Raw genomic sequence first — 23,090 nt, forward strand, 5'->3', positions numbered from 1 at the left:
GATCAGAGCAGCATGCCACCGGATTGGCGTGGAATAATCACAAGTAATTACGAAATTAGACACGTTTTCTCGCCCAGCTATGCAGTTGGGTTTTTTTGTGCCTGCAATTTGCGTTTTTTCTTTCGCTTTTTATGGGTTTGCGCCACATGAATTTGCGAAATGTTGTTGATGAAACTGCTTTGTCGTTGATTGAAACGAGTTGCTTGGAACATGGGTGAGTTACCAAAGTTCCCGATATGGCCGGATGAACTGGGCAGGGGATGTCCAGTGATCCGGAAAGTCATGAAAAGACGGCTATACGATCGGCCAGTGAACCGGTCATTCATTTGATTGAACTTGCAAGATGGAATCCATAATGAAACGAACCTACCTATCTGTATCAATCGCCCTGGTTTTCGGGATGGCATCATCGATGGTGTTGGCGCAGAGTGCCCCGGATCAAACCGGCACCGCGCAGACGGCCACGACCAAGCCGGCGCAACGAGCCAATGCGTCGAGCACCTCCAATACGACCACCTCCAATGACACCAAGCGCGTACAGCAATTGGGCACGGTCCAGGTCAGCGCGCAGTCGCTGTCGTTGGGTGGCGGCCTGATGTCGGTGCAGACGGCGCCCAAGGCGGTTTCCACGATCACCCGCGACGCGATCGTCAAGGCGGCGCCGGGCGTGAACTTCTCGCAAATGATCGAGAGTATTCCGGGTGTGAATGCTTCCACTGACGACTATACCGGCCTCGCCAACGGCAACTACAGCATCCGCGGCTTCACCAGCGACGAGATCGGTACCACCGTCAATGGCGCGCCGATCAACGACAGCGGCAACTACAAGGTCTATGCGACCGAGTATGGTGATGGCGAGAACTACGGCGACGTCACCGTCTTGCAAGGCTATCCGGACGTGGATACGCCGATCGCCGGCGCGGCCGGCGGCTCGATCGCCTGGGCCACCATCGACCCCTCGCATACCGCCGGCCTGGACGTGAGCCAGACGTTTGGCAGCAATGACTATCGCCGCACCTTCCTGCGTCTGAATACCGGCGATACCGGCCCAGTGCGTTCTTGGCTGTCCTACTCCGACAACACGGCCGACCTCTGGCGTGGTCCCGGTCAGCAGAAAGTGACCAAGGTGGATGGCAAGTCGCTGTGGACCATCGACGACAACAACTCGATCTCGGCCTCGTTCCAGTACAACCGCGAGTTCAACAACACCTATGACAGCCTGACCAAGGCGCAGGCGCAGCAGAATTACAATCAGAACTATGACGCGACCCTGCTGACGCCCACCGATACCAATTTCTACCTGCTTCATACCAACCCCTTCCGCAGCTGGCTGGTCAGTATGGATGGCGAATTCAAGCTGAGCGACAACCTGCATCTGTCGGTGGTGCCGTACATCCAGTACGGCAACGGCGGCGCCGGCGGCGGCTCGGTCTTCACCGAATCGACGTCCGCGAACAACTACAACTGGTATCAGTACACCAATCAGGATCTCAACGGTAACGGCGTGGTCGGTGGCAAGACCAACAAGGCGCTGGCGTATTCGATCAGCAACACGTATACGATGCGCCCCGGTGTCATTGCCAAGCTGAATCAGGACTTCGGCGAAAACAACAGCCTCGAGTACGGCGTGTGGTATGAGCGTCCGCGCCAGGAGCAGAGTCAGTCTTTCACTCCGGTTAATCCGACGACGGGCGTTCCCTCCGACAACTGGGGGGACGTCGACCTGATCCGCTATCAGAGTGGCTCGGCACAAAAGGCCTACAACGAATACACGGCTACCGAAACCCGCAAGGCATTCGCCACGGATACCTGGACGCCGAATGACCAGTGGACCATTACGGCGGGCGCCTCCTATCTGTGGGTGCAGCGCAGTGGTTTCGATTATCAGTACCCGGGTTCGGTGCGTCCCGGTTACGCACAGTACGGCGTAGCCGACTTCAGCCAGACGTTTCACGACTGGAGTCCGACGGCCGGCGTCAAGTATCAGTTGAACGAGCAGAACCAGTTCTATTTCGGCATGGGCCGGACATTCCGCGCGCCGATCAACGGCGCCACCCTGCAAAATGCGGCGGCGGCCTATTTCCCCGGCCAGACCGTGCCGGTGAGCGACTTCATCAACAAGCCGGAAACGTCAACCACGGCTGACCTCGGCTGGCGTTTCTACAACGACACGTTCTCGGCCAGCGTCGATGCCTACGCGTCCAACCTCAACAACAAGCAGATTTCCGGTTTCGACGAGACGACCTTCGCCACGGTGTACCTGTCACTGCCCAAGGTGCACATGCGCGGCCTGAACACCGAGGCGAGCTACAAGATCACGTCGAACTGGACGCTGTATGGCTCCTACGCGTACACCAAGTCCACGCTGGAGGCGAATCTCAACAGCCTGGGCGACGGCATCTACAGCACCGACGGCAAGACCCTGCTGAATACGCCGAAGAACATCGGCTACGTACGCCTGGGCTACGACCAGGGGCCGTTCTGGGCAAGCCTGGACGCGAAGTACCGCAGCGCGATCTGGGGTGACTGGTCCAACACGCAGAGTGTGGGCGGCTACACCACGCTCAACCTGAGTGCGGGCTGGAAGTTCGATGACTTCTCGTCATGGTTCCGCAAGCCATACATCAAGCTCAACTTGTTCAACCTCACCGATCGCCAGGCGCTCACCAATGCCAACAACATCAGTGCCTTCCTCGCGGCCAACCCGACCAAGATCAAGGACCAGAACGGCGTGACCCTGTTTGCTTCCCAGCCGTACTATTCGCTGTTGCAGGGGCGTACGTTCATGGTGACTTTCGGCGCCTCGTTCTTCTAAAAGCGAAGTCACACACCACGGCAACGACTGCGTGGTTCATCAGGCCGGCACCTTCGGGTGCCGGCTTTTTTGTGGCTGACACAACCCCTTGGGCGGTCTGCAAAAAATTACGAAATATTGCTCAAAGTTACGAAATTGTAATATTCTGCGCGTAACTTTAGCCGGGCCGAACGTGCCAGATAGCTTGGCTGCGGTCAGTCTCGTCAGGGAAAACAAGCAAAAAAATCATTGCCCTACGGAACAAGTCCGGTGGGCGAGGTGTCTTTTTTTGTTGCCCTGGCTCGTCATTTATTGCGAATCACCATGGGGTCGATGTTCGATGAAAAGCACTATTCGCACGAAATTGCTGCCGCTGGCCATTGCCGCGCTGCTTGCTTCTACGCCCACCCTGGCCCAGGACACCTCGTCGGCCATCTCCGGCCGCGTGCTGGACGCCAACGGCCAGCCGCTGGCTGGCGCCACCGTGCAGATCGTGCACGAGCCGTCGGGCACCACCAAGACCACTACGACTGACGCAGACGGTCGCTATGCGGCGCAGGGTCTGCGTGTGGGCGGCCCGTTCGACGTGACCGTGTCCAAGGACGGCGTGACCAAGGTCGAGCAGAACAATGTCTACCTGCAGCTGGCGCAGGAAACCCCGGTCAATCTGACCATGGCCGGCGGCGCACAGGCGCAGAACGCGAAGAATCTGAATGGTGTGACGGTGTCGGCGAATGCGCTGTCGCAGACGTTCTCGTCGGACAACAAGGGCATCAGCACGAATATCTCGCTGGCCGAACTGAACGCCCAGCCGACGCCGGGTCGTTCGATCCAGAACATCGTGCGCATGGATCCGCGTGTGGTCATCACCGACCGCGCCCGTGGCGAAATTTCGGCCAACGGCCAGAACAGCCGCTACAACAACATCACCGTCGACTCGATCAGCGCGAACGATCCGTTCGGCCTGAACGCGAACGGCCTGCCGACGCTGGGCACGCCGATCTCGCAGGACACGATCCAGGAATACAACATCTCCACCGCGAACTATGACGTGGCCAATCGCCGTGGCCTGGGCGCTGCCGTCAACGCGGTGACCAAGAGCGGTACCAACCAGTTCCATGGTTCGGTGTACTACGTCTACCAGAACGACAAGATGATCGGCGACAACCAGACTGGTGTGTCGTACAAGGGTTTTTCGCGCGCCTGGACGGGTGGCGCCACCGTCGGCGGTCCGATTATCCAGGACAAGCTGTTCTTCTTCGGTTCGTACGAAAAGAGCACGCAGATCGGCCCCGGCAGTCCGTACGGCCCGGCCGATTCGGGCGCGGCCTCGCCGGTCGCCGGCCTGACGTCCGCACAGGTGCAGGCGGTGCGTGATGCGGCGGCGAAGTATGGCCTGACCGACATCGGCTCGGTCGGCGGCGGCAACTCGAACCTGCTCGACAAGCGCTACCTTGCCAAGATCGACTGGAATATCAGCAACAACCATCGCGCCAGCTTCACCTATACCGAGACCAAGGAAAACAAGCCGATCATCACCGGCAGCACGACCAACCTTGTGCTCTCCAGCGGCTGGTACAAGACTGCCGTCGACAACAAGAACTATGCGCTGCATTTCTACGATGACTGGTCGGACATGTTCTCCAGCGACACCACGGTGTCGTATTCCAACTTCGACCAGAACCGCGGCCCGTACAACGGTACGCAGATGCCCGATATCCGGATCTATCCGAATGTGTACCCGGGTCCGTCGGTGGAATTCGGTACCGAATACTCCAGCCAGGCCAACGTGCTCAAGGTGAAGACCCTGAATGCGGCGTGGGCCGGCACGCTGTTCCTCGGCGACCACACGGTCAAGGGCGGTGTCGATTTCCAGAAGGACCAGTTCTACAACCTGTTCGTGCAGAACCTGTTCGGCAGCTACACCTTCGAGAATCTGACCGGCAGCACGAATACCGGTCTGCAGAACTTCCTGGCCGGCAACTACTACCAGTACCAGTACAACCGTCCGGCGAACGGACTGGATCTGGCGCAAACCGCGGCCGGCTACGGCCTGAAGCAGTACGGCGTGTTCCTGCAGGACACCTGGCAGGTCAACAGCCAGTTGTCGGTGCAGTACGGCGTGCGCGTGGATATTCCGCTGATGGACGATCTGCCGCTGTACAACGCGAAGTTCGCCGCGGCGCCGGGCGTCGTCGGTGGCACTGGCGAAAACAGGAACCAGTCCACCGGTGGTTTCGGCCGTACCAACCAGACCACGATCAACGGCAACCGCGTGGTACAGCCGCGCCTGTCGTTCAACTATGCCTTCGAAACCGAGCGCATGACCCAGCTGCGCGGTGGCGCCGGCCTGTTCGTGTCCAACACCCCGGGCGTGTGGATCGGCAACATCTTCTCCAACTCCGGCATCACCCAGACCCAGTTCAACTGCGGTCCGACGCAGAAGGCGCCATGCAATAACCCTGCGACCCTGCCGCCATTCAGTCCGGATCCGTCCGCCCAGAACGACGGCCCGGTGGGCTCCGGCGCGATGACGGTCAACACGATCTCGCCCGGCTTCCTGATTCCCAGTGCGTGGAAGCTCAGCCTGGGCTTCGACAAGGAGCTGCCGTGGTGGGGCCTGGTGGCGACCGCCGACTACGAGCACATCATTCAACGTGATGCGATCTGGTACCAGGCGATCAACCTGGGCGCGCCTACCGAGCAGTTGCCGGATGGTCGCAATTCCTACTACAGGTACCCGAACCTGGATCCCAAGGCCAAGAACCAGCAGTCGGTCTACAACTCCAACTCGGCCTTCAGTGCCAATACGATCAATCTGGCGGACAGCAACCGCGGCAAGGCCGACAGCCTGACCCTGCAGTTGAAGAAGTCGTTCAGCAATGAATGGTCCGGCATGCTCGGCTTCACCATGAACCGCGCGACCGAAGTGAATCCGGGTACGTCCAGCGTGGCGTCGTCGAACTACAAGTACAACTACGTCATGAACTCCAACGAGAACGTGGCGAGCATGTCGAACTACTCGGTGCCGAGGCGGGTGATCGCTGCACTGAACTGGCAGCATCACTTCTTCGGCGACTATGTGACCAGCGCCAGCGCGTTCTACGACGGCCACTCGGCATACCCGTACAGCTGGGCGTTCGGTAATGATGCCAATGGCGATACCTTCACCAACGATCTGGTCTTCATTCCGAAGCCGGGCCAGGTGGAGTTCCGCACGACCGGCAACGCCGCGAAAGATGCACTTCTGCAGCAGCAGTTCTACAGCTACATCCAGAACGACAGCTACCTGAAGGACCACCAGGGCCAGGTGGCCAGGCGCAATGGCGCTCGCGCGGGCTGGCTCAACCAGCTCGACCTGAGTTTCAGCCAGGAAATCCCGGGCTTGTTCAAGGGCAACAAGGGCCTGATCAAGCTGGATGTCTACAACTTCACCAACCTGCTGAACAAGAACTGGGGCATCGAGAAGCGCGTGACGTTCCCGGGCGGTCGTGCACTGGCCGACTTCTACGGCGTGGATGCGGCTACCGGCAAGTACATCTACGACATCTCCTGTGGTGGTGCGGCGACCTGTACCAATTACATCGACAAGAATGGCAATTACACCCCGCTGGCCATCCCGACCTACGTCAACAATGGCGACGATCTGGCCCAGCGTTGGTCGTTGCAGTTGACGGTGAAGTACACCTTCTGATTCATTGAAGGGTTGCTACAAAGCAGCCGGCGCCCTCACGGGCGTCGGCTTTTTTTTGCGCGCTTGACGGTACGGGTTCGGCGCGTGAAGCTACAAGGTCAGCTCACGTTTGATGATGGAAGGCATGCCGCGGACAGCGGTCAGGAGAATGAACCGGATGAACGATACAAACACCGCCGCGCGCGACAAATCAGCCACGGTCAGCGCGCGCATCTCGCCGGTCGGCGGCCTGGATATCCTTTCCCGCAACGAGGTGGCGCGGCTGCGCGGTGCGAGCGACTCGGGCCTGCATGCCTTGTTGCGCCGCTGCGCGCTGGCGGTACTGACTTCGGGCAGCATCAGCGACGACCCCCGCGCAATCCTCGAGCAATATCCGGATTTCGACATCCAGGTGCAGCAGCAGGATCGTGGCATCAAGATCGAGCTCAGCCATGCGCCGGCACAGGCGTTTGTGGACGGCCAGATCATTCGCGGCATCAACGAGCTGCTGGTGGCTGTAGTGCGCGACATCGTCTACGTGTCGACCCAGCTGGAGCAGATCGGCTTCGACCTGGATGGCTCGGCCGGGCTGACCCAGGGCGTGTTCGAGATCCTGCGTAATGCGCGCATCCTGAAGCCGCATATCGATCCCAACTTGGTGGTGTGCTGGGGCGGTCACTCGATCTCGCGCGACGAGTACGAATACACCAAGCAGGTCGGTTACCAGCTGGGGCTGCGCGGGCTGGATATCTGCACCGGTTGCGGCCCTGGCGCGATGAAGGGGCCGATGAAGGGCGCGACCATCGCGCATGCCAAGCAGCGGCGTCGCAACAATCGCTACATCGGCATCACCGAGCCGGGCATCATTGCCGCCGAATCGCCGAACCCGATCGTCAACCATCTGGTGATCATGCCGGATATCGAGAAGCGTCTCGAAGCATTCGTGCGCATGGGACACGGCATCATCGTGTTCCCCGGTGGCGTCGGTACCGCCGAGGAAATCCTCTATCTGCTCGGCATCCTGCTGCACCCGGACAACGTCGGCACACCGTTCCCGCTGATCTTCACCGGGCCGAAGCAGTCGTCCGCGTATTTCGAGCAGATTGACCGCTTCCTGCGGCTGGCTTTGGGTGACGAAGTGGCGCAGCACTACCAGATCATTGTGGATGATCCGGCTGCCGTCGCGCGCTCGATGATCAAGGGCATCGACAAGGTGCGCAATCACCGGCTGGACACCAAGGATGCATTCTTTTTCAACTGGGCCTTGCAGGTGCCGCTGGCCTTCCAGACACCGTTCCGTCCCACCCACGAGGCGATGCGCGCGCTGCAGATCCATCATGATCGACCACGGCATGAGCTGGCGGCGGATCTGCGCCGGGCGTTCTCCGGCATCGTCGCCGGCAACGTGAAGGAGGAGGGTGTGCTGGCAATCGAGAAGTCTGGTCCGTTCGAAATCGACGGTGATGCGGACATCATGCGTGCGCTCGACAAACTGCTGCAGGCGTTCGTCGAGCAACACCGCATGAAGCTCCCTGGCGGCGCAGCTTACGTACCGTGCTATCGGGTAGTAACGAGCTGAAATTTTCGCCGCACAAATCGCCAACAATGGCTTGACAGTTGACCTAAGCCCCGACAAACTACGCAGCTCACGCCCGAATAGCTCAGCTGGTTAGAGCACTTGACTGTTAATCAGGGGGTCGTTGGTTCGAGTCCAACTTCGGGCGCCAGATTGGCAAAAGCCGGCATATCGCCGGCTTTTTGCTTTTTGTGGCGATGGATCCCCACTCAATCCGTTTGCGCACACTCGGCGGCCTGGCTCGCGCTGGCTGGGGCGCCACGGACACGACCGGCGTTGGAGACCACCACGCTCAGTACGTGCTGCGCACTGGCGCGTGCGCAGAACAGCAGGGTGAGATTGCTGCCGCTGGCGCTCCCGTCGGGGCGGAAGCGCGCAAAATGCCGCCCACTGCTGCTGCGGATGGTCAGCTTGCCGGCGTAGCCGCTGCCGGTATACAGCGCGCCGTGGTCGGGCTGGTTGTTGCGATCGGCATCGTGGCCGATGAGCCAGCCACGTTCCCAGTGCATCTCATCGCTGCAGCTGCTGCCATCGCGGCTCGGGCAGAACAGGGTGTACCTGCCGCTGGTGATGGCCGTTCCACGCGAGTGCTGCAAGGCTGCGATGAAATCCATCTGGGCGACCTGCAGCTGGCTGCGGCTCAGCAGCTGCCCCAGCGACGGTATGGCCATGCCGAGCATTACCGCGATGATGACGAGGACCATGATCTGCTCGATCAGGGTCGCGCCGCGTTGCCTGCGCTGTAGCCCAGCCTTCCTGTGAACATTCACGGCATCATCCCTGCGCGGTCCGGAACTTCATGCTAGGGCGACGATGGAATGCATCCAGCGGCCTGGCGGTTGCCCGGATGTCGGCTTCTGCTGACGCACACTGTCAGCAGGCCCGATTTAAAATGCGCTGCCGCGCCCACATCTGTAGCCGATGACTGATCGCTTCCAGCTTGTTGCTCCCTATCAGCCCGCCGGCGACCAGCCGCAGGCGATCCAGCGCCTGTCCGACGGTTTCGAGGCAGGACTGGCCGCGCAGACCCTGCTTGGCGTCACCGGCTCGGGCAAGACCTACACGATCGCCAATGTGATCGAACAGGTGCAGCGGCCGACCATCGTGATGGCGCCGAACAAGACGCTGGCGGCGCAGCTGTACGGCGAGTTCAAGGAGTTCTTTCCGCACAACGCGGTGGAGTACTTCGTCAGCTATTACGACTACTACCAGCCAGAAGCCTACGTGGTGGCGTCGGATACCTTCATCGAGAAAGACGCCTCGATCAACGAGCACATCGAGCAGATGCGACTGTCGGCGACCAAGGCGCTGCTATCGCGGCGGGATTCGATCATCGTGGCCACGGTGTCGGCGATCTACGGCCTCGGCAATCCGGAGGACTACCTGTCGCTGCGACTGATCCTGGCCAAGGGCGAGCGTATCGACCAGCGCAAGCTTATCCATCAGCTGACCGAACTGCAGTACAGCCGCAACGAGATGGAGCTGCGTCGTGGTATGTACCGCGTGCGCGGCGAGATCATCGACGTGTTCCCGGCTGAATCGGAAATCGAGGCGCTGCGCATCGAGCTGTTCGACGGCGAGGTGGAGAACCTGTCGCTGTTCGATCCGCTCACTGGCGAGACGATTCGCAAGGTGCAGCGTTACACGGTCTATCCGCGCACGCATTACGCCAGCACGCGCGAGAGCGTGCTGAACGCGATCGAGACGGTCAAGGTCGAGCTGAAGGAGCGGCTGGAGCAGCTGTACAAGGACAACAAGCTGGTCGAGGCGCAGCGGCTGGACCAGCGCACGCGCTTCGACATCGAGATGATGGCCGAGGTGGGCTACTGCCAGGGCATCGAGAACTATTCGCGCCATCTGACTCGGCGCGAGCCCGGCGAACCGCCTCCGACCCTGTTCGATTATCTGCCGTCCGACGGCCTGCTGGTGGTGGACGAATCGCACGTCACCGTGCCGCAGCTCGGCGCGATGTACAAAGGCGACCGCTCGCGCAAGGAAACCCTGGTGGAATTCGGCTTCCGGCTGCCGTCGGCGATGGACAACCGGCCGCTGCGTTTCGAGGAGTGGGAACAACGCGTGCCGCGTTCGATCTTCATCTCGGCTACGCCACGTGCCTACGAGCTGGACAAGTCCGGCGAAGCAGTGGTTGAGCTGCTGGTGCGCCCGACCGGTCTGGTCGACCCGGAAGTGGAAGTGCGCCCGGTGCGTACCCAGGTCGATGACCTGCTCGGCGAAGTGCACAAGCGCGTGGCGATCGGCGATCGCGTGCTTGTCACCACGCTGACCAAGCGCATGGCGGAGAACCTCACCGAATATCTGGCCGAGCACGACGTGAAGGTGCGCTACCTGCATTCGGATATCGAGACGGTCGAACGCAGCGAGATCATCCGCGACCTGCGCCTGGGCGAATTCGATGTGCTGGTCGGCATCAACCTGCTGCGCGAGGGCCTGGATATGCCCGAGGTGTCGCTGGTGGCGATCCTCGATGCCGACAAGGAGGGTTTTCTGCGTTCCACCGGTTCGCTGATCCAGACCATCGGTCGCGCCGCCCGCAACGTGCGTGGCAAGGCGATCCTGTACGGCGATCAGATCACCCGCTCGATGCAGGCGGCGATGGACGAGACCGCGCGCCGCCGCGAGAAGCAGCTGGCGTGGAACGAGCAGCAGGGCATCGTGCCGACCACCATCGTGCGGCGTATTGCCGACATCATGGAAGGCGCGCGCAGCGAGGCAGGCAACCGGCGTGGCAGCAAATCCTCACGCAGCCGCGCCGCCGTAGCTGAACAAGCGGCCGATTACGCTGGGCTCAACCCCCAGCAGGCCGCAGGTGCGATCAAGAAGCTGGAAGCACAGATGTACAAGCACGCGCAGAATCTCGAGTTCGAGGACGCCGCCAAGCTGCGCGACCAAATCCACCAGCTGCGTGAACAGGCGCTGCGTTAGGCTGGTCGCTGTCTCAGCGGGATATTGTCGAGCGTCCGCTACTCCCGTATAATGCGCAGCTCGCTCGGCAAGCCGATGCGAAATGGGCAGTTAGCTCAGCGGTAGAGCACTTCCTTGACATGGAAGGGGTCACAAGTTCGATCCTTGTACCGCCCACCAATTTGAACCAGCAGCGGCGCAACCTTCACGGGTTCGCGCCGTTTCTGTTTTTGGCTTCGAAAACGGATTGCCTCGCTGGGTGCTTGGGCTCGTCCCGGCCTGCGCTCAACTCGCGAAGCGCTTGACCCACGCCACATAGCTGTCCACGAAACCCTGCAGGAATTTCCGGCTGCCGTCGTTGTTGATCGTGCCGTCCTCGGCAATCAGTTCGTCCTTGAAGTGGATGAATACTTCCGGCTGGCCCAGCACCGGCACGTCGAGATAGGCCAGCACATTGCGCAGGTGCTGCTGCGCCAGCGCGGTGCCGCCGGTGCCGATCGAAGCACCGATCACCGCAGCGGGCTTGCCGGCAAACGAGTTGGTACCCCACGGGCGAGATGCGATGTCGATCGCGTTCTTCAGCACGCCGGGTATCGAACGATTGTATTCGGGCGTGACGAACAGCAGCCCGTTGGCCGCTTCGACCTCCTGCTTGAGCCGGCTGGCGACGGCCGGGTAGGTGGCGTCGAAATCCTGCGAGTACAGCGGCAGGTCGTCGATCCGCACATGGTTGAAGGTGAGCTCGGCCGGTGCGAGTTTTTCCACCGCCCGGGCCAGCCGGCGATTGAATGAATCCTTGCGCAGGCTACCGACGAAAACGGCGATCTTTAGCTGACTCATTTCGGCGCTCCTTGGGATGATGTGGGAAGAACAAACCGACTTGCCGAGATTGGATGATTTCTATTGCACGTGATCAACCAATGTACTGCCGCGCCTGGTTAAAGGCGGATGAAACTGCCGATCCTTGGAGAAACTGGGACTGGATGTCACCTGTGCTACGGCATCGACTGCCGCAGCATGTACTCTTTGCGACCAGCCCCACGGCATCTGTCGTCCATCCGCTTTCAACCAGTGAAGCCGTCCCATGCAAGCCATTGAAACCTTGATCGATGGCGCCTTCGAGCGCCGCAACGAACTGACCCAGGCCGAGATCGAGACCCATCTGCGGCCCGCCATCGGCCAGGTCATCGACCTGCTCGAATCCGGCGAAAGCCGCGTCGCCGAACCGGATGGCCACGGCGGTTGGACGGTGAACCAGTGGATCAAGAAGGCGGTGCTGCTGTATTTCCGCATCAACGACAACCGCGTGGTCGACGGCGGGCCGGCGCAGGCCTTCGACAAGGTGCCGCTGCGCTTCGCCCAGGGCAACGACGCCGAATTGCAGCAACTCGGTGCACGCGTGGTACCCGGTGCACTGGTGCGACGCGGTGCGCATATTGCCAAGGACGCGGTGCTGATGCCGAGCTACGTCAACATCGGCGCTTACGTCGGTGCCGGCACGATGGTCGACACCTGGGCCACGGTCGGTTCGTGCGCGCAGATCGGTGCGGGCGTGCACCTGTCCGGCGGCGTCGGCATCGGCGGCGTGCTGGAACCGCTGCAGGCGAACCCGACCATCATCGAGGACAACTGCTTCATCGGCGCACGCTCGGAAGTGGTCGAGGGCGTGGTGGTGGAGCGCGGCAGCGTGATCGGCATGGGCGTATTCCTCGGCCAATCCACTCGCATCTACAACCGTGCCACCGGCGAAGTCAGCTACGGCCGCGTGCCGGCCGGCAGCGTGGTGGTGTCCGGCAGCCTGCCGGCGAAGGACGGTAGCCACAGCCTGTACGCCGCAATCATCGTCAAGCAGGTCGATGCGAAGACGCGCAGCAAGACCAGCATCAACGAACTGCTGCGGAGCGGCGAATGAATCCCGTCCTGTATGGACTTCCTAACTGCGACACCTGCAAGAAGGCGCGCAACTGGCTGGCCCGTTTCGACGTGGCGCATGATTTCATCGACTACCGAGCCAACCCGGTGCCGGCCGCGACGCTGAAAGATTGGGCGGCGAAGCTCGGTGACTGGGAGAAGCTGGTCAACAAGTCGTCCACCACCTGGCGCAACCTGCTGCCGCAACGCAAGAATCCCGGCAGCGATCCAGAATGGACGCTGCTGCTGAAGGAATATCCCGCGTTGATCCGTCGTCCGGTGGTGGTGCAGGCCGACGGCTCGGTGAGCGTGGGCTTCAGCGACAACGGCTTCAAGAAACTGTTCGGTCGTTGAGGCAGACATGCCGGAGCAGGGCGCCCACATCAGCCATCACCGTGCGCGGCGATTCCGCACCAATCTGCGGATCGAGCGCGACAACGCCGCGCTATACTCGCGGCTGGCCGAACTGGCGACCGACCCGCGGCTGAGCCGCGTCTATCGACGCATCGCCGCAGGCGAACAGGCCAATGCGGGTTTCTGGGAGGCGCGTCTGCGCGAGCTCGGCACGGCGGTGCCGACCGCACGGATCGGCCTGCGCGTACGCGCGCTGAGCTGGTTCGCGCAGCACTTCGGCACCGAGTTCGTGATGCCTACGGTGGTGCGGCTGGAACATGCCGATCACGCCGACACGCCAGTGGATCGCAGCGGCCATCGCGATCATTTCGTGCCGCCGCACGGACTCGATGTGCCTGGTGGTCGGCATCGCACGCAGAGCGGCAACACGCTGCGTGCAGCGGTGCTCGGCGCCAACGACGGACTGGTCTCCAACGTCAGCCTGGTGATGGGCATGGCTGGTGCGGCCTCGGGTGATCGCGCGATATTGCTCGCGGGTCTGGCCGGGCTGGTCGCCGGTGCCTGTTCGATGGCGCTGGGTGAATGGCTGTCGGTGAACAGCTCGCGCGAGTTCTATCAGGCGCAGATCACCGAGCAGGCCGAGCGCCTCGCGGTGTCGCCGGAGGATGGCCAGCGGCACATCGCCGGCATCTACCGCGAGAAGGGGCTGGAGCCGGCCGCTGCCGAACATCTGGCCGAGCACATCGCCGAGACTCCACGGGCCGCGCTGGACATGCTGGTGCGCGAGGATCTGGGCGTCGATCCGGGCGAACTCGGTGGCTCGGCCTATGGTGCGGCGATCTCGTCGTTCTGCCTGTTTGCCTGCGGCGCGCTGTTTCCGGTGGCGCCGTACTTCTTCCTTGGAGGTCACACGGCACTGTTGGCCAGCGCCTGTTCCACCGCCGTTGGGCTGGCGCTGATCGGCATCGGCACCTCGCTGTTCACCGGACGCAGCATGCTGTTTTCGATCGCGCGCCAGTTCGGCATCACCGTGGCCGCCGCGTCCATCACGTATGCGGTGGGTCACTTGCTGGGTGCGGCGATCGCCAGTTGAGGCGAGGTTTCGCAAGAATGTTGTCGGGCACGCTTTCGTCAGTAAACGATGCTTTGACAGAGTCGGAATTGACGTAGCATGACGGCTCCCCCAGCCCTGGAGAACAGCATGAGCGCTTCCTCGATCGTCGTCAGCAGCGTCGCCGAACTGGTTCGTGCGGCTCAGGATTCCGACATACATCAGATCGTGGTCGATGGTGAGCTTGCCGAGGTGCCGGCGATCCGATTGGCGCCTGGACAGGTGCTGCTGGGGCAGGGCGATGACGCGGCGCTGATCTTTGCCGCCGGCATCGATGGTCTGCAGCTGACCACGGACAATGAGGTTCACGGCCTGCATCTGGTCGCCTCGCCGGACCGGCGCGCGATCCACAACGACACCCAGGTGGAAAGCCTGGGCCGGCTGGTGCTGGGCGAAGTGACCACGATCGGCCAGGTACAGATCCTCGCGCGCGACAAGGTGCGCAGCGGCCACGTCGAGGTCGCCGGTCTGGATGTGGTCAGCGCCGATGCGCGTGCGCAGACCGACCGACCGCAGGGTTTCGGCGTGCATGTGCTGCAGGGCGCGTTCACACTGTGGAACATGCAGGCCGATGCTTCGGTAGTGATCAGCGCGCGGCTGGTCGGGCTGTCTGCCGGGCGTGCCGCGGCGCCGGTGCTTGGCAGCGGCATTTTCGTCAGCGGCGCCGGCTTCGAGGGCGGCCGACTCACCGTGTCACTGCTGGAAACCGGTGAGATCCACAGCGATGGCCGCATCGCGCCGGGCACGCCGGACGTGATCACCGGCGGTGTGTTCACCGTCTTCAACGCGTTCGTCGATACCGTGCGCAACCTCGGCCCAGTGGTGACTTACGGGCAGAACGACATGGTGCTCGACAACTGGGGTTCGGTGGATCGCTGGGTCGCCGAGGAAAAGATCACCTCGTACGGTCCCAGCGGCATCGGCTTCGTCAACTTCGGCCTGGTCAACGAGCTGGAGGTCGAGGCACCGATCGAGACGTTCGGGCAGGGCGCGCGCGGTTTCAACGTTTACGCCGGCACAGTCAATCGCGCGGTGTTCGATCGGATCACCACCCATGCCGATGGCGCGGTCGGCATCCAGATCAGCCAGCCGATCGGTTACCTCAGCGTGCGCCGTGGCCTCGAAACCTTCGGCGGCACGGGCGACTCGCTGGTGAAGGGCGTCGTGCTGAAACTCTCCGCGATCGCGCTCAGCGTCAAAGCCGGTGGCTCCGCCCGCGAGATCGACATCGACGGCGGTGTCACCACGCATGGCGATGGTGTGGCACCGCTGGAAATGCTCGGCGTGGTGGGGCGGCTGAGCATCGAGGGCGGGGTCAGCGCGAAGCAGGCGCATTGATCGCGAGCGCACTCGTACCGGTGCGCTTGCTATGCTGCAGCGCTGTCGATCCGTTGCGCCTGGCGAGTATCCATGTCCGAAGTTCTCGATCTCACCTGTGATCTGATCCGTCGCCGCTCGGTGACGCCGGAAGATGCCGGTTGCCTGCCATTGATCGGCGGGCGCCTGCAGCGTGCGGGTTTCCATGTCGAGCACCTGCGCTACGGCGAGGTGGACAATCTGTGGGCCACACACGGCACAGGTGGACCTACGCTGGCCTTCCTCGGCCACACCGATGTGGTGCCGAGCGGGCCGGAAGCGTCGTGGCAGAGTCCGCCGTTCGAACCGACGATTCGTGATGGCCGTCTATACGGCCGCGGCGCCGCCGACATGAAAGGCTCGGTGGCGGCGATGGTAGTGGCGCTGGAACAGTTTGTGGCGGCACATCCCGATCATCGCGGCCGGGTCGGCCTGCTGCTGACCAGCGATGAGGAAGGGCCGGCCAATCTCGATGGCGTGCGCAAGGTGGTCGAGCATTTCCGCACCGTTGGCGAACGCATCGACTGGTGCGTGGTCGGTGAGCCGTCGGCAAAGGAAAAGCTCGGTGACCTGATTCGCGTGGGCCGGCGCGGCTCGCTGTCGGGCACGCTCCGCGTGCGTGGCGTGCAGGGGCATGTGGCCTATCCGGAGAAGGCGCTGAATCCGATCCATGCATTCGCGCCGGCACTGGCCGAGCTGGCGGCCGAACGCTGGGATGAAGGCAATAGTGATTTCCCGCCCACCTCGTTCCAGGTTTCCAACCTCAACGCCGGCACCGGCGCCAGCAACGTGATTCCCGGCGAGCTCAAGGCGCTGATCAATTTCCGCTATTGCACCGCCAGCCGTGCGGAAGATCTGCGTGCGCGTACCGAGGCGATCCTGCATCGGCATGGCCTGGATTTCGTGCTCGAGTGGAATCTGTCCGGCGAGCCGTTTCTCACGCCGCCGGACGGTGTGCTGCGCGAGACGGTGGTTGGGGTGTGCCGCGATCTATGTGGCCTCGATCCTGAGCAAAGCACGGGAGGAGGCACCTCGGATGGCCGCTTCATCGCGCCGATGGGTGTCGAAGTGGTCGAGATCGGCCCGGTCAACGCCACGATCCACAAGGTGGACGAATGCGTGACGGTGGACGAGCTGGAACGATTGCCAGCGGTCTATCAGGCCATTTGTGAACGGCGGCTAGTTCGCGAGGAACTGCGATAGGCACGTCGGACACCGCTATGGCACTGTCCGCTTCATTGATTGCTTGGGCTGGAACGCGCGGATCACGGCATGCTCGAAACCATCGAACACAAGGCATTGGAATCCACGCCAGCGTGGCATGCCCCCTGGCCTGTCGACGAACTGGAATGCGTGCCGGCGTGCCCGGTCTGTAGCGGCACAGCACGGGAGCTGCTGCGGGAGAACCTGGTAGACAATGTGTTCTTCGTTGCGCCGGGTCGGTGGAACCTTTACCGCTGCATGCATTGCCACAGCGCCTATCTCGATCCGCAGCCTAATGCGGCGAGCATCGGCAAGGCCTACGGGGTTTATTACACGCACGCGATCGACGAACCACGGATGACAGCCACCAAGCCCGGTGCGGTGCGGTACCTGAAGCGGGCGCTGACGAACGGCTATGTGAACTCGCGTTATGGAACCCGGCGCCAGCCGGCAAGCGAGCTGGGCGTCTGGCTGGCGAAGCTGCTGCCGCAGCGACGGCAGAAGCGCGATGCCGAATTTCGCTATCTGCCGAAACCGCACCCGGGCCAGCGGCTGCTGGATATCGGCTGTGGCAACGGCGACTTCCTGCTCAATGCGCGTGATGCCGGCTGGGACGTGATGGGCGTCGATCCCGATCCCAAGGCGGTCGCCGCGGCGAAGCAGCGCGGGCTCGAGGTCAGTGTGGGATCCGTCGAACTGTTCGCCGGCGAGTCCGATAGTTTTGATGCGGTCACGCTGAGCCACGTGCTGGAGCACCTGCACGAACCGGTGCAATTCATCCAGGCCGTCCATCGCCTGTTGAAACCCGGTGGCGTGATCTTTGTCGACACCCCGAATATCGAAAGCCGCGGTGCACGGCGCTGGGGCAGGAACTGGCGCGGACTGGAAACCCCGCGGCATCTGGTGCTTTTCAGTCGGGCCGGACTGGTCGGGCTTTTGAAAGCCGGTGGCTTCGACAACATCGAGACGAAGCGTCGCACGGCGGTCAGGAAATCCATGTATCTGGGCAGCCTGCGGATGCAGCTGGGCAAGTCGCCCTACGACCCAGCGCCGTCCCGCTTGCCTTTGCTGATGCGCGTCCGCCTGCTGTGGCCGGCTGCCCGCGTGCAGGACGACGAGTTCCTGACGTTCGTTGCACGGAAACGCAGCTGATCACAGCTTGCCGTGTTCGAGCGGCCGCTCGCGGTGCATCAGCGCCCATTCGGAGTGTTCGGCCAGCGAAGCATCCCCCAGTGCGCGCAGGATGTCGCATTGGCCTTCGGCGGTGTGTGCAGCGTCCAGTTTCCTGCGTGCGGTGGCGAAGATGCTGCGCATGTAGCGGTATTGCTTGATCAGTTCCTTGTCGGCCTTGCGGTAGGCGTAGGACTCGCGCGCCGCTGCGATGATCGCCAGCGTGCCCATGAGTGCGATCAGTATCGTGGTGGTATCGGGGCTGAGCCGGCGATGGAACAACGCCAGGAACACGCTGAGGGCGATGCCGACCCACAGACAGCTGCGCCCGAGTCGCTGGGTCGTTCGATGCGTGCGGATGCGTTGTTCGGTCTTGCGCAGATAATAGTCGAGCTGGCCGCCAGCGCCGGGCTCGCCGATCCATTCGGCGATGACCCGGGACAACCCGTCCTCCGATACCGCGGCATCGAAACTGTGCACGCTGGCGGCGCGCATCACATGCCGGATCCAGCCCAGTTCGATGTCCTGCTTCTGCATGAAGTTGTCATGCGCAAATGCAGTGGAGCGGTTGGTGCCGATGCCGGCCTCGTGCCAGTAATGCTGCACGCGCAGCCCCTCGGCGAGAGCACGGTAATCGACATATTTCCGATGCCAGTCGCGATGGCGTGCCTGTCTTGCGAGCAGCACGCCTGCCGCGAACAGGACGATGAACACATAGATCGCATTGTCCTGATAGGGCCAGTCGGTCGGGAGGTCGGAATAGCAGACAAAGGCGATGCCCATCAACGCGGCGAGAATATAGATGCCGCGCATCGCCAGCAGCACGCGTTTCTGGAAATGGATGGCCAGCCAGTCGGCGCTGGCAAACAGGCCATCGAGCAGATCGTCATTGACCGCATCGGCCGGGTTGTCGACGGAACCTGCCGCATCGGCCTGGATGTAGTCCGCGTAGTTTTGCGCATCGGTGTTGAACTGACGCATGCGCGCGAACATCCGGAGAAACTCGTCCGGCATGCCGGCGTCGCCCGGACAAGTGTGCTCCTGGCTGACCCAGCGCGATTGCAGAGGTTGCAACGGCGGCAGCGGCGGCTGCACCAGGCCATGTTCGTCGGTGCGCGAACACGCGATGTGGTAGAGCAGGCTTTCGTCGCGATCGTCCAGCGTCACGGGATTGGCCTGGCGGCGTTCGATCAGGCCCGGCATCAGTCCATCGAGATGGAAACGGACGACCTGCGCCGTACCGCCGAGCAGTCTCGATGCACGCCCGTCCCACAACGCCAGCAGGATATGGCAATGGCTGGCGATGAAGACGCCGGATTGCGCGTATTGGCGATCACGTTCTTCGCCATGCACGGCAATGCCGGCGAGGGAATTGCCGGGCAGCAACGGCAATTGCAGCACGTCCGCGCGCTGGCACAGCGCGGCGAAGGTAGCGCGGCCGGCATCGGTGAAGTCGCTGGCGTATGCCTGTGGCGAGAGCGGCAGCGGTGCGGTCAGCGTTGCGCCAGCGGCGAGTGCCTCCTGCGCCACCAGCTGATCGCCGCCCTCGGCCAGCGCCGACAGCACCATCAGCGGCAGCTCGGGGAAGTCGCGTTTGAGCTGCGCAAAGAAATCCCGCACATGTTGGCGCAGCGGCTCGACCTCGTGCGCCGCGAGGTTGCGATGGCTGGTCACGCCGATCACCAGTGGCACGATGGTGTGTGCCGATGGATTTCCCGTTGGCGTCAGCATGGTGCGACGTGGTGCAGGGCGAAAGTGATTGGTTGATGCATGTGGGGGCGCCGGCGACGCGTCAGGTGTTTTTTATCGAGGGATTGGCCGTGTTCGCAGATCCATTTGTCGTTGTCCAGGGCGTCTGATACACGTGGTCTCCGAAGCGCGCGAAAAGCTGGTAGTTCCAGTGTCCCTCGGTGGTTCTGTCGGTGTGATGATTGACGATGCGCAGCTTGTTCGACGCAGGCTTGGAGAGGTCGCTGAAGATGCCTGAGCGAGGTGCATCGAAGGGCCATGCGAAGCCCGGAACGGAATCGCCGGGCGCACAAAATTCACCATTGCTGGCGTTTCCCGCCAATGTCCAGACGATAGCTTGCGGGTGCTCACTTTTTCCAAATATGTGCTGATGGCCGCCGCTGTTGACTACGAGGAAAGAGTGCCCGGGCAGGTCATTGTTCAAGGTGACGCTCAACTCGAGATCATTGTTCATGGTGAACTCCTGTGGGTGAGGATTTTATCTTCGCGCTTGATGCTGCTGCTACTTTTGTGCTCGGTGTTCAATCTGGTTAGCGATCGGTTGCGGTACTGGCCGCCAACAGTTGTTTCTGGAAGGTCACATTGACCGGATAGGCAATGTGCTCGCGATGCAAGATGGCCAGCAGTTCCGCATCGCGGTAGCCGCTGCTCCATAGTTGCTGGATTACCGGCTGCACTTCGCTCTTTTGGCCCTGTGCCAGCAGCGCCTGGATCTGCAATGCCAGCAAACGGGGATCGCCTCGGCCGCTTTTCGGGGTCTGCGCCGCCATGAGGACATCGGCGCGCAGTTGTTGTGCGGCATGAACATCTGTGCTGGTATTTGCCAGCAACAACTTTGCGGTCATCGTGGCTAGCACGATTGCTCGATCGTCGGGATGCGTGTCCAGCAACGGGTCAAGAATGCCTAATGCGGCCTGCACCTGCACATATGCGGCACTGCCCTTTCCGGTGGCCAGTGATTGTGCGGCCTGTTCCGTCTGCGCCTCGGCAAGCTCGCGCCGTAGAGTGGCATCAGTGGGATCCTGTTTGGTCAAACCAAGAAGAATCGATAGCGACTGTGCAATCAGCGTTTGAGCCGAGGCTTGATCGCCATTGAGGCGCTTCAGCCGGGCCAGTTGTGCCGCGTAGCGCCCTAGGTCGTCCAGGAAGCCGCTGTTGTGGGGGTCGATCTGGACCAGTGAGGCCGCTATCTCGACTGCCTGCTGCAGATGGCGCATCCCGTTTTCGTTGTCGCCCGTCAGCGCCAGCGTTCGCCCCAGAATGGCGCGCACTTTCAACATGCTCTCGCGTTGGAGGTTGTCCTTGGGAGTGCGTTCCGCCAATCTGGACTCGATCGCATCATCGGCGATGTATTCAGCGACGGCCGTCGCGAGGTCGCCATGCTGCAGTGCAAGCTTGCCAAGGTTGTTGTGCGCACCACCCAATTCCACCACCCACTCGGTTTTGTCGGGATTGGCCGCAACCAGCTGTTTGGACAGGGTCAGCGCACTTCGGTAAGGCACGGAGGCGTCATCGAGCCGACCACGCGCCTCAAGTACATGGCCGATATTGTTGTCGATCATCTCCAGCTCGAACTGCAGCGGCAGCTTGTTCGTAGTTTTCAACTCGGCGGGCTGCAGAATTTTCTGCGCCGACTCAAAACTCCTTTGTGCCATGTCGAGCTGGCCTTGGTACCAGTGGGTTTCGCCGATGAAGGCCAAAATCCGCGCGTAGGCGAGCTGTCGCACCGTGTTTTCGGGTGCTGCTTCAGCCAGCGTTGCGGCGAGTTTCGATGCCGCCTGGAACGACGCCATCGCCGCTGGCAACTGGCCTTGCCCCAGTCGCACGCTGCCGATCTTTTCCAGCGCCTTGGCACGCTGCGCCAGCGCGGCGTCAGTGACATCGATCGTCGGCAGCGACTGGAAGTAGTTCATCGCCTGATTGTCGACGGCCTCCATGATGTCCAGTCGTGACACCTGTTGCAGCTTGTCGTTGAGGTCGCCGAGCATGAAACCGACCAGATCCTCGGCTTGTTTTTGCCGACGCTCGGCGGCGTGGCTGGCGATTACTGCGGTATGCCGTGCGATCAGCGCGGCGATCGCCAGTGCGGTGGTCACCGTCATCACAACCAGTGCCAGCGTGGCCAGTGCGGCCAGGTGCCGGTTACGCCGTTTCAGCTCGCGTCGCTTCAATGCATCGAAATCGAGATCCAGCATGCCGGCGATCAGCTTCAGCTTGGCGTTGGTCTTGCCGTCCTTGCCCGTGCGGGCGTCGGCGGCGATCGGCTCGGTGTGTTCGCAGGTGGGTTTGCCGTCCACATCCAGCCGGAAACGCAGCGCCGGCGCGAAGCATTCCTCGGCGTCACGGCCGGGCAGGTCGCTGGCGTTGGGCTCGCCGTCGACGATCAGGCAGAAGATGCGTTCGGCGTGTCCCATCCGCTTGAACGCCAGCACTTCCTCGTTGACCCAGGCCGAGCTCGCCGAGCGCGGCGAGCAGATCACGATCAGGTTCGCCGATTGCACCAGCGCCTCGTTGACCTTGCGACCTAGGTCGGTGGCGCTGGCCAGTTCGTCGCGGTCGCGGAAGATCGGCGCGAGACGGCTCGGGATCACGCCGGCCGCGGTGGTCTGGCCGACCAGCCGTTTCGGGATCGCATAGGTCTCCAGCGCCTTGTGCAGCCAGTCGGTCCAGGATTTGTCCTGGTGGCTGTAGCTGATGAAGGCACGGTACCGGAAAGCCATGGCCAACTTCCTGCTGGTGGAAACCTGGTTCGGGGTTTGCGTCGGCGGCCGATACGCAGTCGAGTAGCGCTATTTATTCTTGATCGTTGGAGTCGAGTCGTCTCCTCTTTGCGATGGTGCCTTTGTCGAAAAATCCTTGCCGCCAATCCTGGCGCGCAGGATGTAGTTCCAGCTTCCGCTCGTGCTGGCATCGACGTGGCGATCGCAGATCGTCAGTTGATGGTTGTGTGCGATCAACTCAGGCTTGCCGAAAATGTGGGGAGGTGGCGGTGTGTAGCGAGACCAGGCGAAACCCGAAGAGTCACCATCGAGTGCCAAGAACACCCCCTCTTTGGCATTTCCGGTCAGAGTCCAGACGATTCTTTGTGCATCCGGGCCTGGGGAGATTGGCGTGGGGTCACCGAGCGGGGTGACAACGAGGAACCAGAGCTCATCGATTTTTTCCAACGTGACGACCAGCAAAGTGTCCAGGCCCGAGTTGCAGGTGACATCGAGATCGTTCGGCATGATCGACTCCTTTTGATGAGAGATTGAACCGGTATCGCACTTGC

The 23,090-nt window shown here is 62.0% G+C and carries 16 protein-coding genes and 2 tRNA genes; 12 read left to right on the top strand and 6 right to left on the bottom strand.

Annotated elements, in window-relative coordinates; translation table 11 throughout:
- Positions 1 to 400: 400 nt before the first annotated feature.
- From B0E48_RS14175 to B0E48_RS14190, 4 genes are all read left to right on the top strand, one after another.
- Positions 401 to 2,815: a TonB-dependent receptor gene (locus B0E48_RS14175; protein ID WP_254423976.1), complete on the top strand. Its 2,415-nt coding sequence runs from the start codon at positions 401 to 403 to the stop codon at positions 2,813 to 2,815.
- A gap of 319 nt (positions 2,816 to 3,134) precedes the next feature.
- Positions 3,135 to 6,488, top strand: coding sequence for a carboxypeptidase regulatory-like domain-containing protein (locus B0E48_RS14180; protein ID WP_077518802.1), 3,354 nt, complete (start codon positions 3,135 to 3,137; stop codon positions 6,486 to 6,488).
- Positions 6,489 to 6,645: 157 nt separating this feature from the next.
- Positions 6,646 to 8,046 (top strand): nucleotide 5'-monophosphate nucleosidase PpnN, encoded by a 1,401-nt coding sequence (ppnN, locus tag B0E48_RS14185; RefSeq protein WP_077518803.1) that lies wholly within the window; start codon positions 6,646 to 6,648, stop codon positions 8,044 to 8,046.
- Between the two features lie 71 nt (positions 8,047 to 8,117).
- Positions 8,118 to 8,194, top strand: a tRNA-Asn gene (locus B0E48_RS14190).
- Positions 8,195 to 8,252: 58 nt separating this feature from the next.
- Here the strand turns inward: B0E48_RS14190 and B0E48_RS14195 are convergent.
- A complete protein-coding gene (locus B0E48_RS14195) occupies positions 8,253 to 8,813 on the bottom strand; it encodes a GspH/FimT family pseudopilin (RefSeq protein WP_254423977.1) in 561 nt (186 codons plus the stop codon).
- 151 nt (positions 8,814 to 8,964) lie between these two features.
- Between B0E48_RS14195 and uvrB the strand changes: the two genes are divergently transcribed.
- Positions 8,965 to 10,986 carry an excinuclease ABC subunit UvrB gene (gene uvrB, locus B0E48_RS14200; protein ID WP_077518804.1) on the top strand — a complete coding sequence of 674 codons (2,022 nt, stop codon included), beginning with the start codon at positions 8,965 to 8,967 and terminating at the stop codon, positions 10,984 to 10,986.
- Positions 10,987 to 11,070: 84 nt separating this feature from the next.
- Positions 11,071 to 11,145: transfer RNA gene (locus B0E48_RS14205), tRNA-Val, on the top strand.
- Between the two features lie 105 nt (positions 11,146 to 11,250).
- Here B0E48_RS14205 and B0E48_RS14210 read toward each other — a convergent pair.
- Positions 11,251 to 11,805: an NAD(P)H-dependent oxidoreductase gene (locus B0E48_RS14210; protein ID WP_077518805.1), complete on the bottom strand. Its 555-nt coding sequence runs from the start codon at positions 11,803 to 11,805 to the stop codon at positions 11,251 to 11,253.
- A 244-nt stretch (positions 11,806 to 12,049) separates the two neighbouring features.
- On the opposite strand from B0E48_RS14210, the gene dapD reads away from it, so the two are divergent.
- The 6 genes from dapD to B0E48_RS14240 all read left to right on the top strand — a co-directional run bounded on the left by dapD (position 12,050) and on the right by B0E48_RS14240 (position 18,052).
- Positions 12,050 to 12,877, top strand: coding sequence for a 2,3,4,5-tetrahydropyridine-2,6-dicarboxylate N-succinyltransferase (gene dapD, locus B0E48_RS14215; RefSeq protein ID WP_077518806.1), 828 nt, complete (start codon positions 12,050 to 12,052; stop codon positions 12,875 to 12,877).
- The gene (locus tag B0E48_RS14220) at positions 12,874 to 13,230 is read left to right on the top strand and encodes an arsenate reductase (protein WP_077518807.1); all 357 of its coding nucleotides are present in this window, start codon (positions 12,874 to 12,876) and stop codon (positions 13,228 to 13,230) included. The genes dapD and B0E48_RS14220 overlap by 4 nt, the downstream gene beginning before the upstream one ends.
- Positions 13,231 to 13,237: 7 nt before the next feature.
- A complete protein-coding gene (locus tag B0E48_RS14225) occupies positions 13,238 to 14,323 on the top strand; it encodes a VIT1/CCC1 transporter family protein (protein WP_254423978.1) in 1,086 nt (361 codons plus the stop codon).
- 108 nt (positions 14,324 to 14,431) lie between these two features.
- The gene (locus B0E48_RS14230) at positions 14,432 to 15,679 is read left to right on the top strand and encodes a hypothetical protein (RefSeq protein ID WP_077518808.1); all 1,248 of its coding nucleotides are present in this window, start codon (positions 14,432 to 14,434) and stop codon (positions 15,677 to 15,679) included.
- Between the two features lie 72 nt (positions 15,680 to 15,751).
- A complete protein-coding gene (gene dapE / locus B0E48_RS14235) occupies positions 15,752 to 16,900 on the top strand; it encodes a succinyl-diaminopimelate desuccinylase (RefSeq protein WP_077518809.1) in 1,149 nt (382 codons plus the stop codon).
- Between the two features lie 69 nt (positions 16,901 to 16,969).
- Complete coding sequence (locus B0E48_RS14240) at positions 16,970 to 18,052, top strand: class I SAM-dependent methyltransferase (protein ID WP_077518810.1); 1,083 nt, start codon at positions 16,970 to 16,972, stop codon at positions 18,050 to 18,052.
- Here the strand turns inward: B0E48_RS14240 and B0E48_RS14245 are convergent, their stop codons facing one another.
- The 4 genes from B0E48_RS14245 to B0E48_RS14260 all read right to left on the bottom strand — a co-directional run bounded on the left by B0E48_RS14245 (position 18,053) and on the right by B0E48_RS14260 (position 23,046).
- Positions 18,053 to 19,801, bottom strand: coding sequence for a hypothetical protein (locus tag B0E48_RS14245; protein ID WP_254423979.1), 1,749 nt, complete (start codon positions 19,799 to 19,801; stop codon positions 18,053 to 18,055).
- A 61-nt stretch (positions 19,802 to 19,862) separates the two neighbouring features.
- Positions 19,863 to 20,273: a hypothetical protein gene (locus B0E48_RS14250; protein WP_077518811.1), complete on the bottom strand. Its 411-nt coding sequence runs from the start codon at positions 20,271 to 20,273 to the stop codon at positions 19,863 to 19,865.
- Positions 20,274 to 20,349: 76 nt separating this feature from the next.
- Positions 20,350 to 22,539 (bottom strand): toll/interleukin-1 receptor domain-containing protein, encoded by a 2,190-nt coding sequence (locus tag B0E48_RS14255; protein WP_077518812.1) that lies wholly within the window; start codon positions 22,537 to 22,539, stop codon positions 20,350 to 20,352.
- A 69-nt stretch (positions 22,540 to 22,608) separates the two neighbouring features.
- Positions 22,609 to 23,046, bottom strand: coding sequence for a hypothetical protein (locus B0E48_RS14260; RefSeq protein ID WP_077518813.1), 438 nt, complete (start codon positions 23,044 to 23,046; stop codon positions 22,609 to 22,611).
- Positions 23,047 to 23,090 lie beyond the last annotated feature (44 nt).

This window comes from Rhodanobacter sp. C03 (assembly GCF_002001175.1).
Classification (GTDB): domain Bacteria; phylum Pseudomonadota; class Gammaproteobacteria; order Xanthomonadales; family Rhodanobacteraceae; genus Rhodanobacter.

What these genes read in the sequence shown, in the direction of transcription:
- B0E48_RS14175 (WP_254423976.1), top strand. Translation starts at nt 401, where the DNA reads ATGGCATCATCGATGGTGTTGGCGCAGAGTGCCCCGGATCAAACCGGC.
- B0E48_RS14180 (WP_077518802.1), top strand. Translation starts at nt 3,135, where the DNA reads ATGAAAAGCACTATTCGCACGAAATTGCTGCCGCTGGCCATTGCCGCG.
- ppnN (WP_077518803.1), top strand. Translation starts at nt 6,646, where the DNA reads ATGAACGATACAAACACCGCCGCGCGCGACAAATCAGCCACGGTCAGC.
- uvrB (WP_077518804.1), top strand. Translation starts at nt 8,965, where the DNA reads ATGACTGATCGCTTCCAGCTTGTTGCTCCCTATCAGCCCGCCGGCGAC.
- B0E48_RS14210 (WP_077518805.1), bottom strand. Translation starts at nt 11,805, where the DNA reads ATGAGTCAGCTAAAGATCGCCGTTTTCGTCGGTAGCCTGCGCAAGGAT.
- dapD (WP_077518806.1), top strand. Translation starts at nt 12,050, where the DNA reads ATGCAAGCCATTGAAACCTTGATCGATGGCGCCTTCGAGCGCCGCAAC.
- B0E48_RS14220 (WP_077518807.1), top strand. Translation starts at nt 12,874, where the DNA reads ATGAATCCCGTCCTGTATGGACTTCCTAACTGCGACACCTGCAAGAAG.
- B0E48_RS14225 (WP_254423978.1), top strand. Translation starts at nt 13,238, where the DNA reads ATGCCGGAGCAGGGCGCCCACATCAGCCATCACCGTGCGCGGCGATTC.
- B0E48_RS14230 (WP_077518808.1), top strand. Translation starts at nt 14,432, where the DNA reads ATGAGCGCTTCCTCGATCGTCGTCAGCAGCGTCGCCGAACTGGTTCGT.
- dapE (WP_077518809.1), top strand. Translation starts at nt 15,752, where the DNA reads ATGTCCGAAGTTCTCGATCTCACCTGTGATCTGATCCGTCGCCGCTCG.
- B0E48_RS14240 (WP_077518810.1), top strand. Translation starts at nt 16,970, where the DNA reads ATGCTCGAAACCATCGAACACAAGGCATTGGAATCCACGCCAGCGTGG.
- B0E48_RS14245 (WP_254423979.1), bottom strand. Translation starts at nt 19,801, where the DNA reads ATGCTGACGCCAACGGGAAATCCATCGGCACACACCATCGTGCCACTG.
- B0E48_RS14250 (WP_077518811.1), bottom strand. Translation starts at nt 20,273, where the DNA reads ATGAACAATGATCTCGAGTTGAGCGTCACCTTGAACAATGACCTGCCC.
- B0E48_RS14255 (WP_077518812.1), bottom strand. Translation starts at nt 22,539, where the DNA reads ATGGCTTTCCGGTACCGTGCCTTCATCAGCTACAGCCACCAGGACAAA.
- B0E48_RS14260 (WP_077518813.1), bottom strand. Translation starts at nt 23,046, where the DNA reads ATGCCGAACGATCTCGATGTCACCTGCAACTCGGGCCTGGACACTTTG.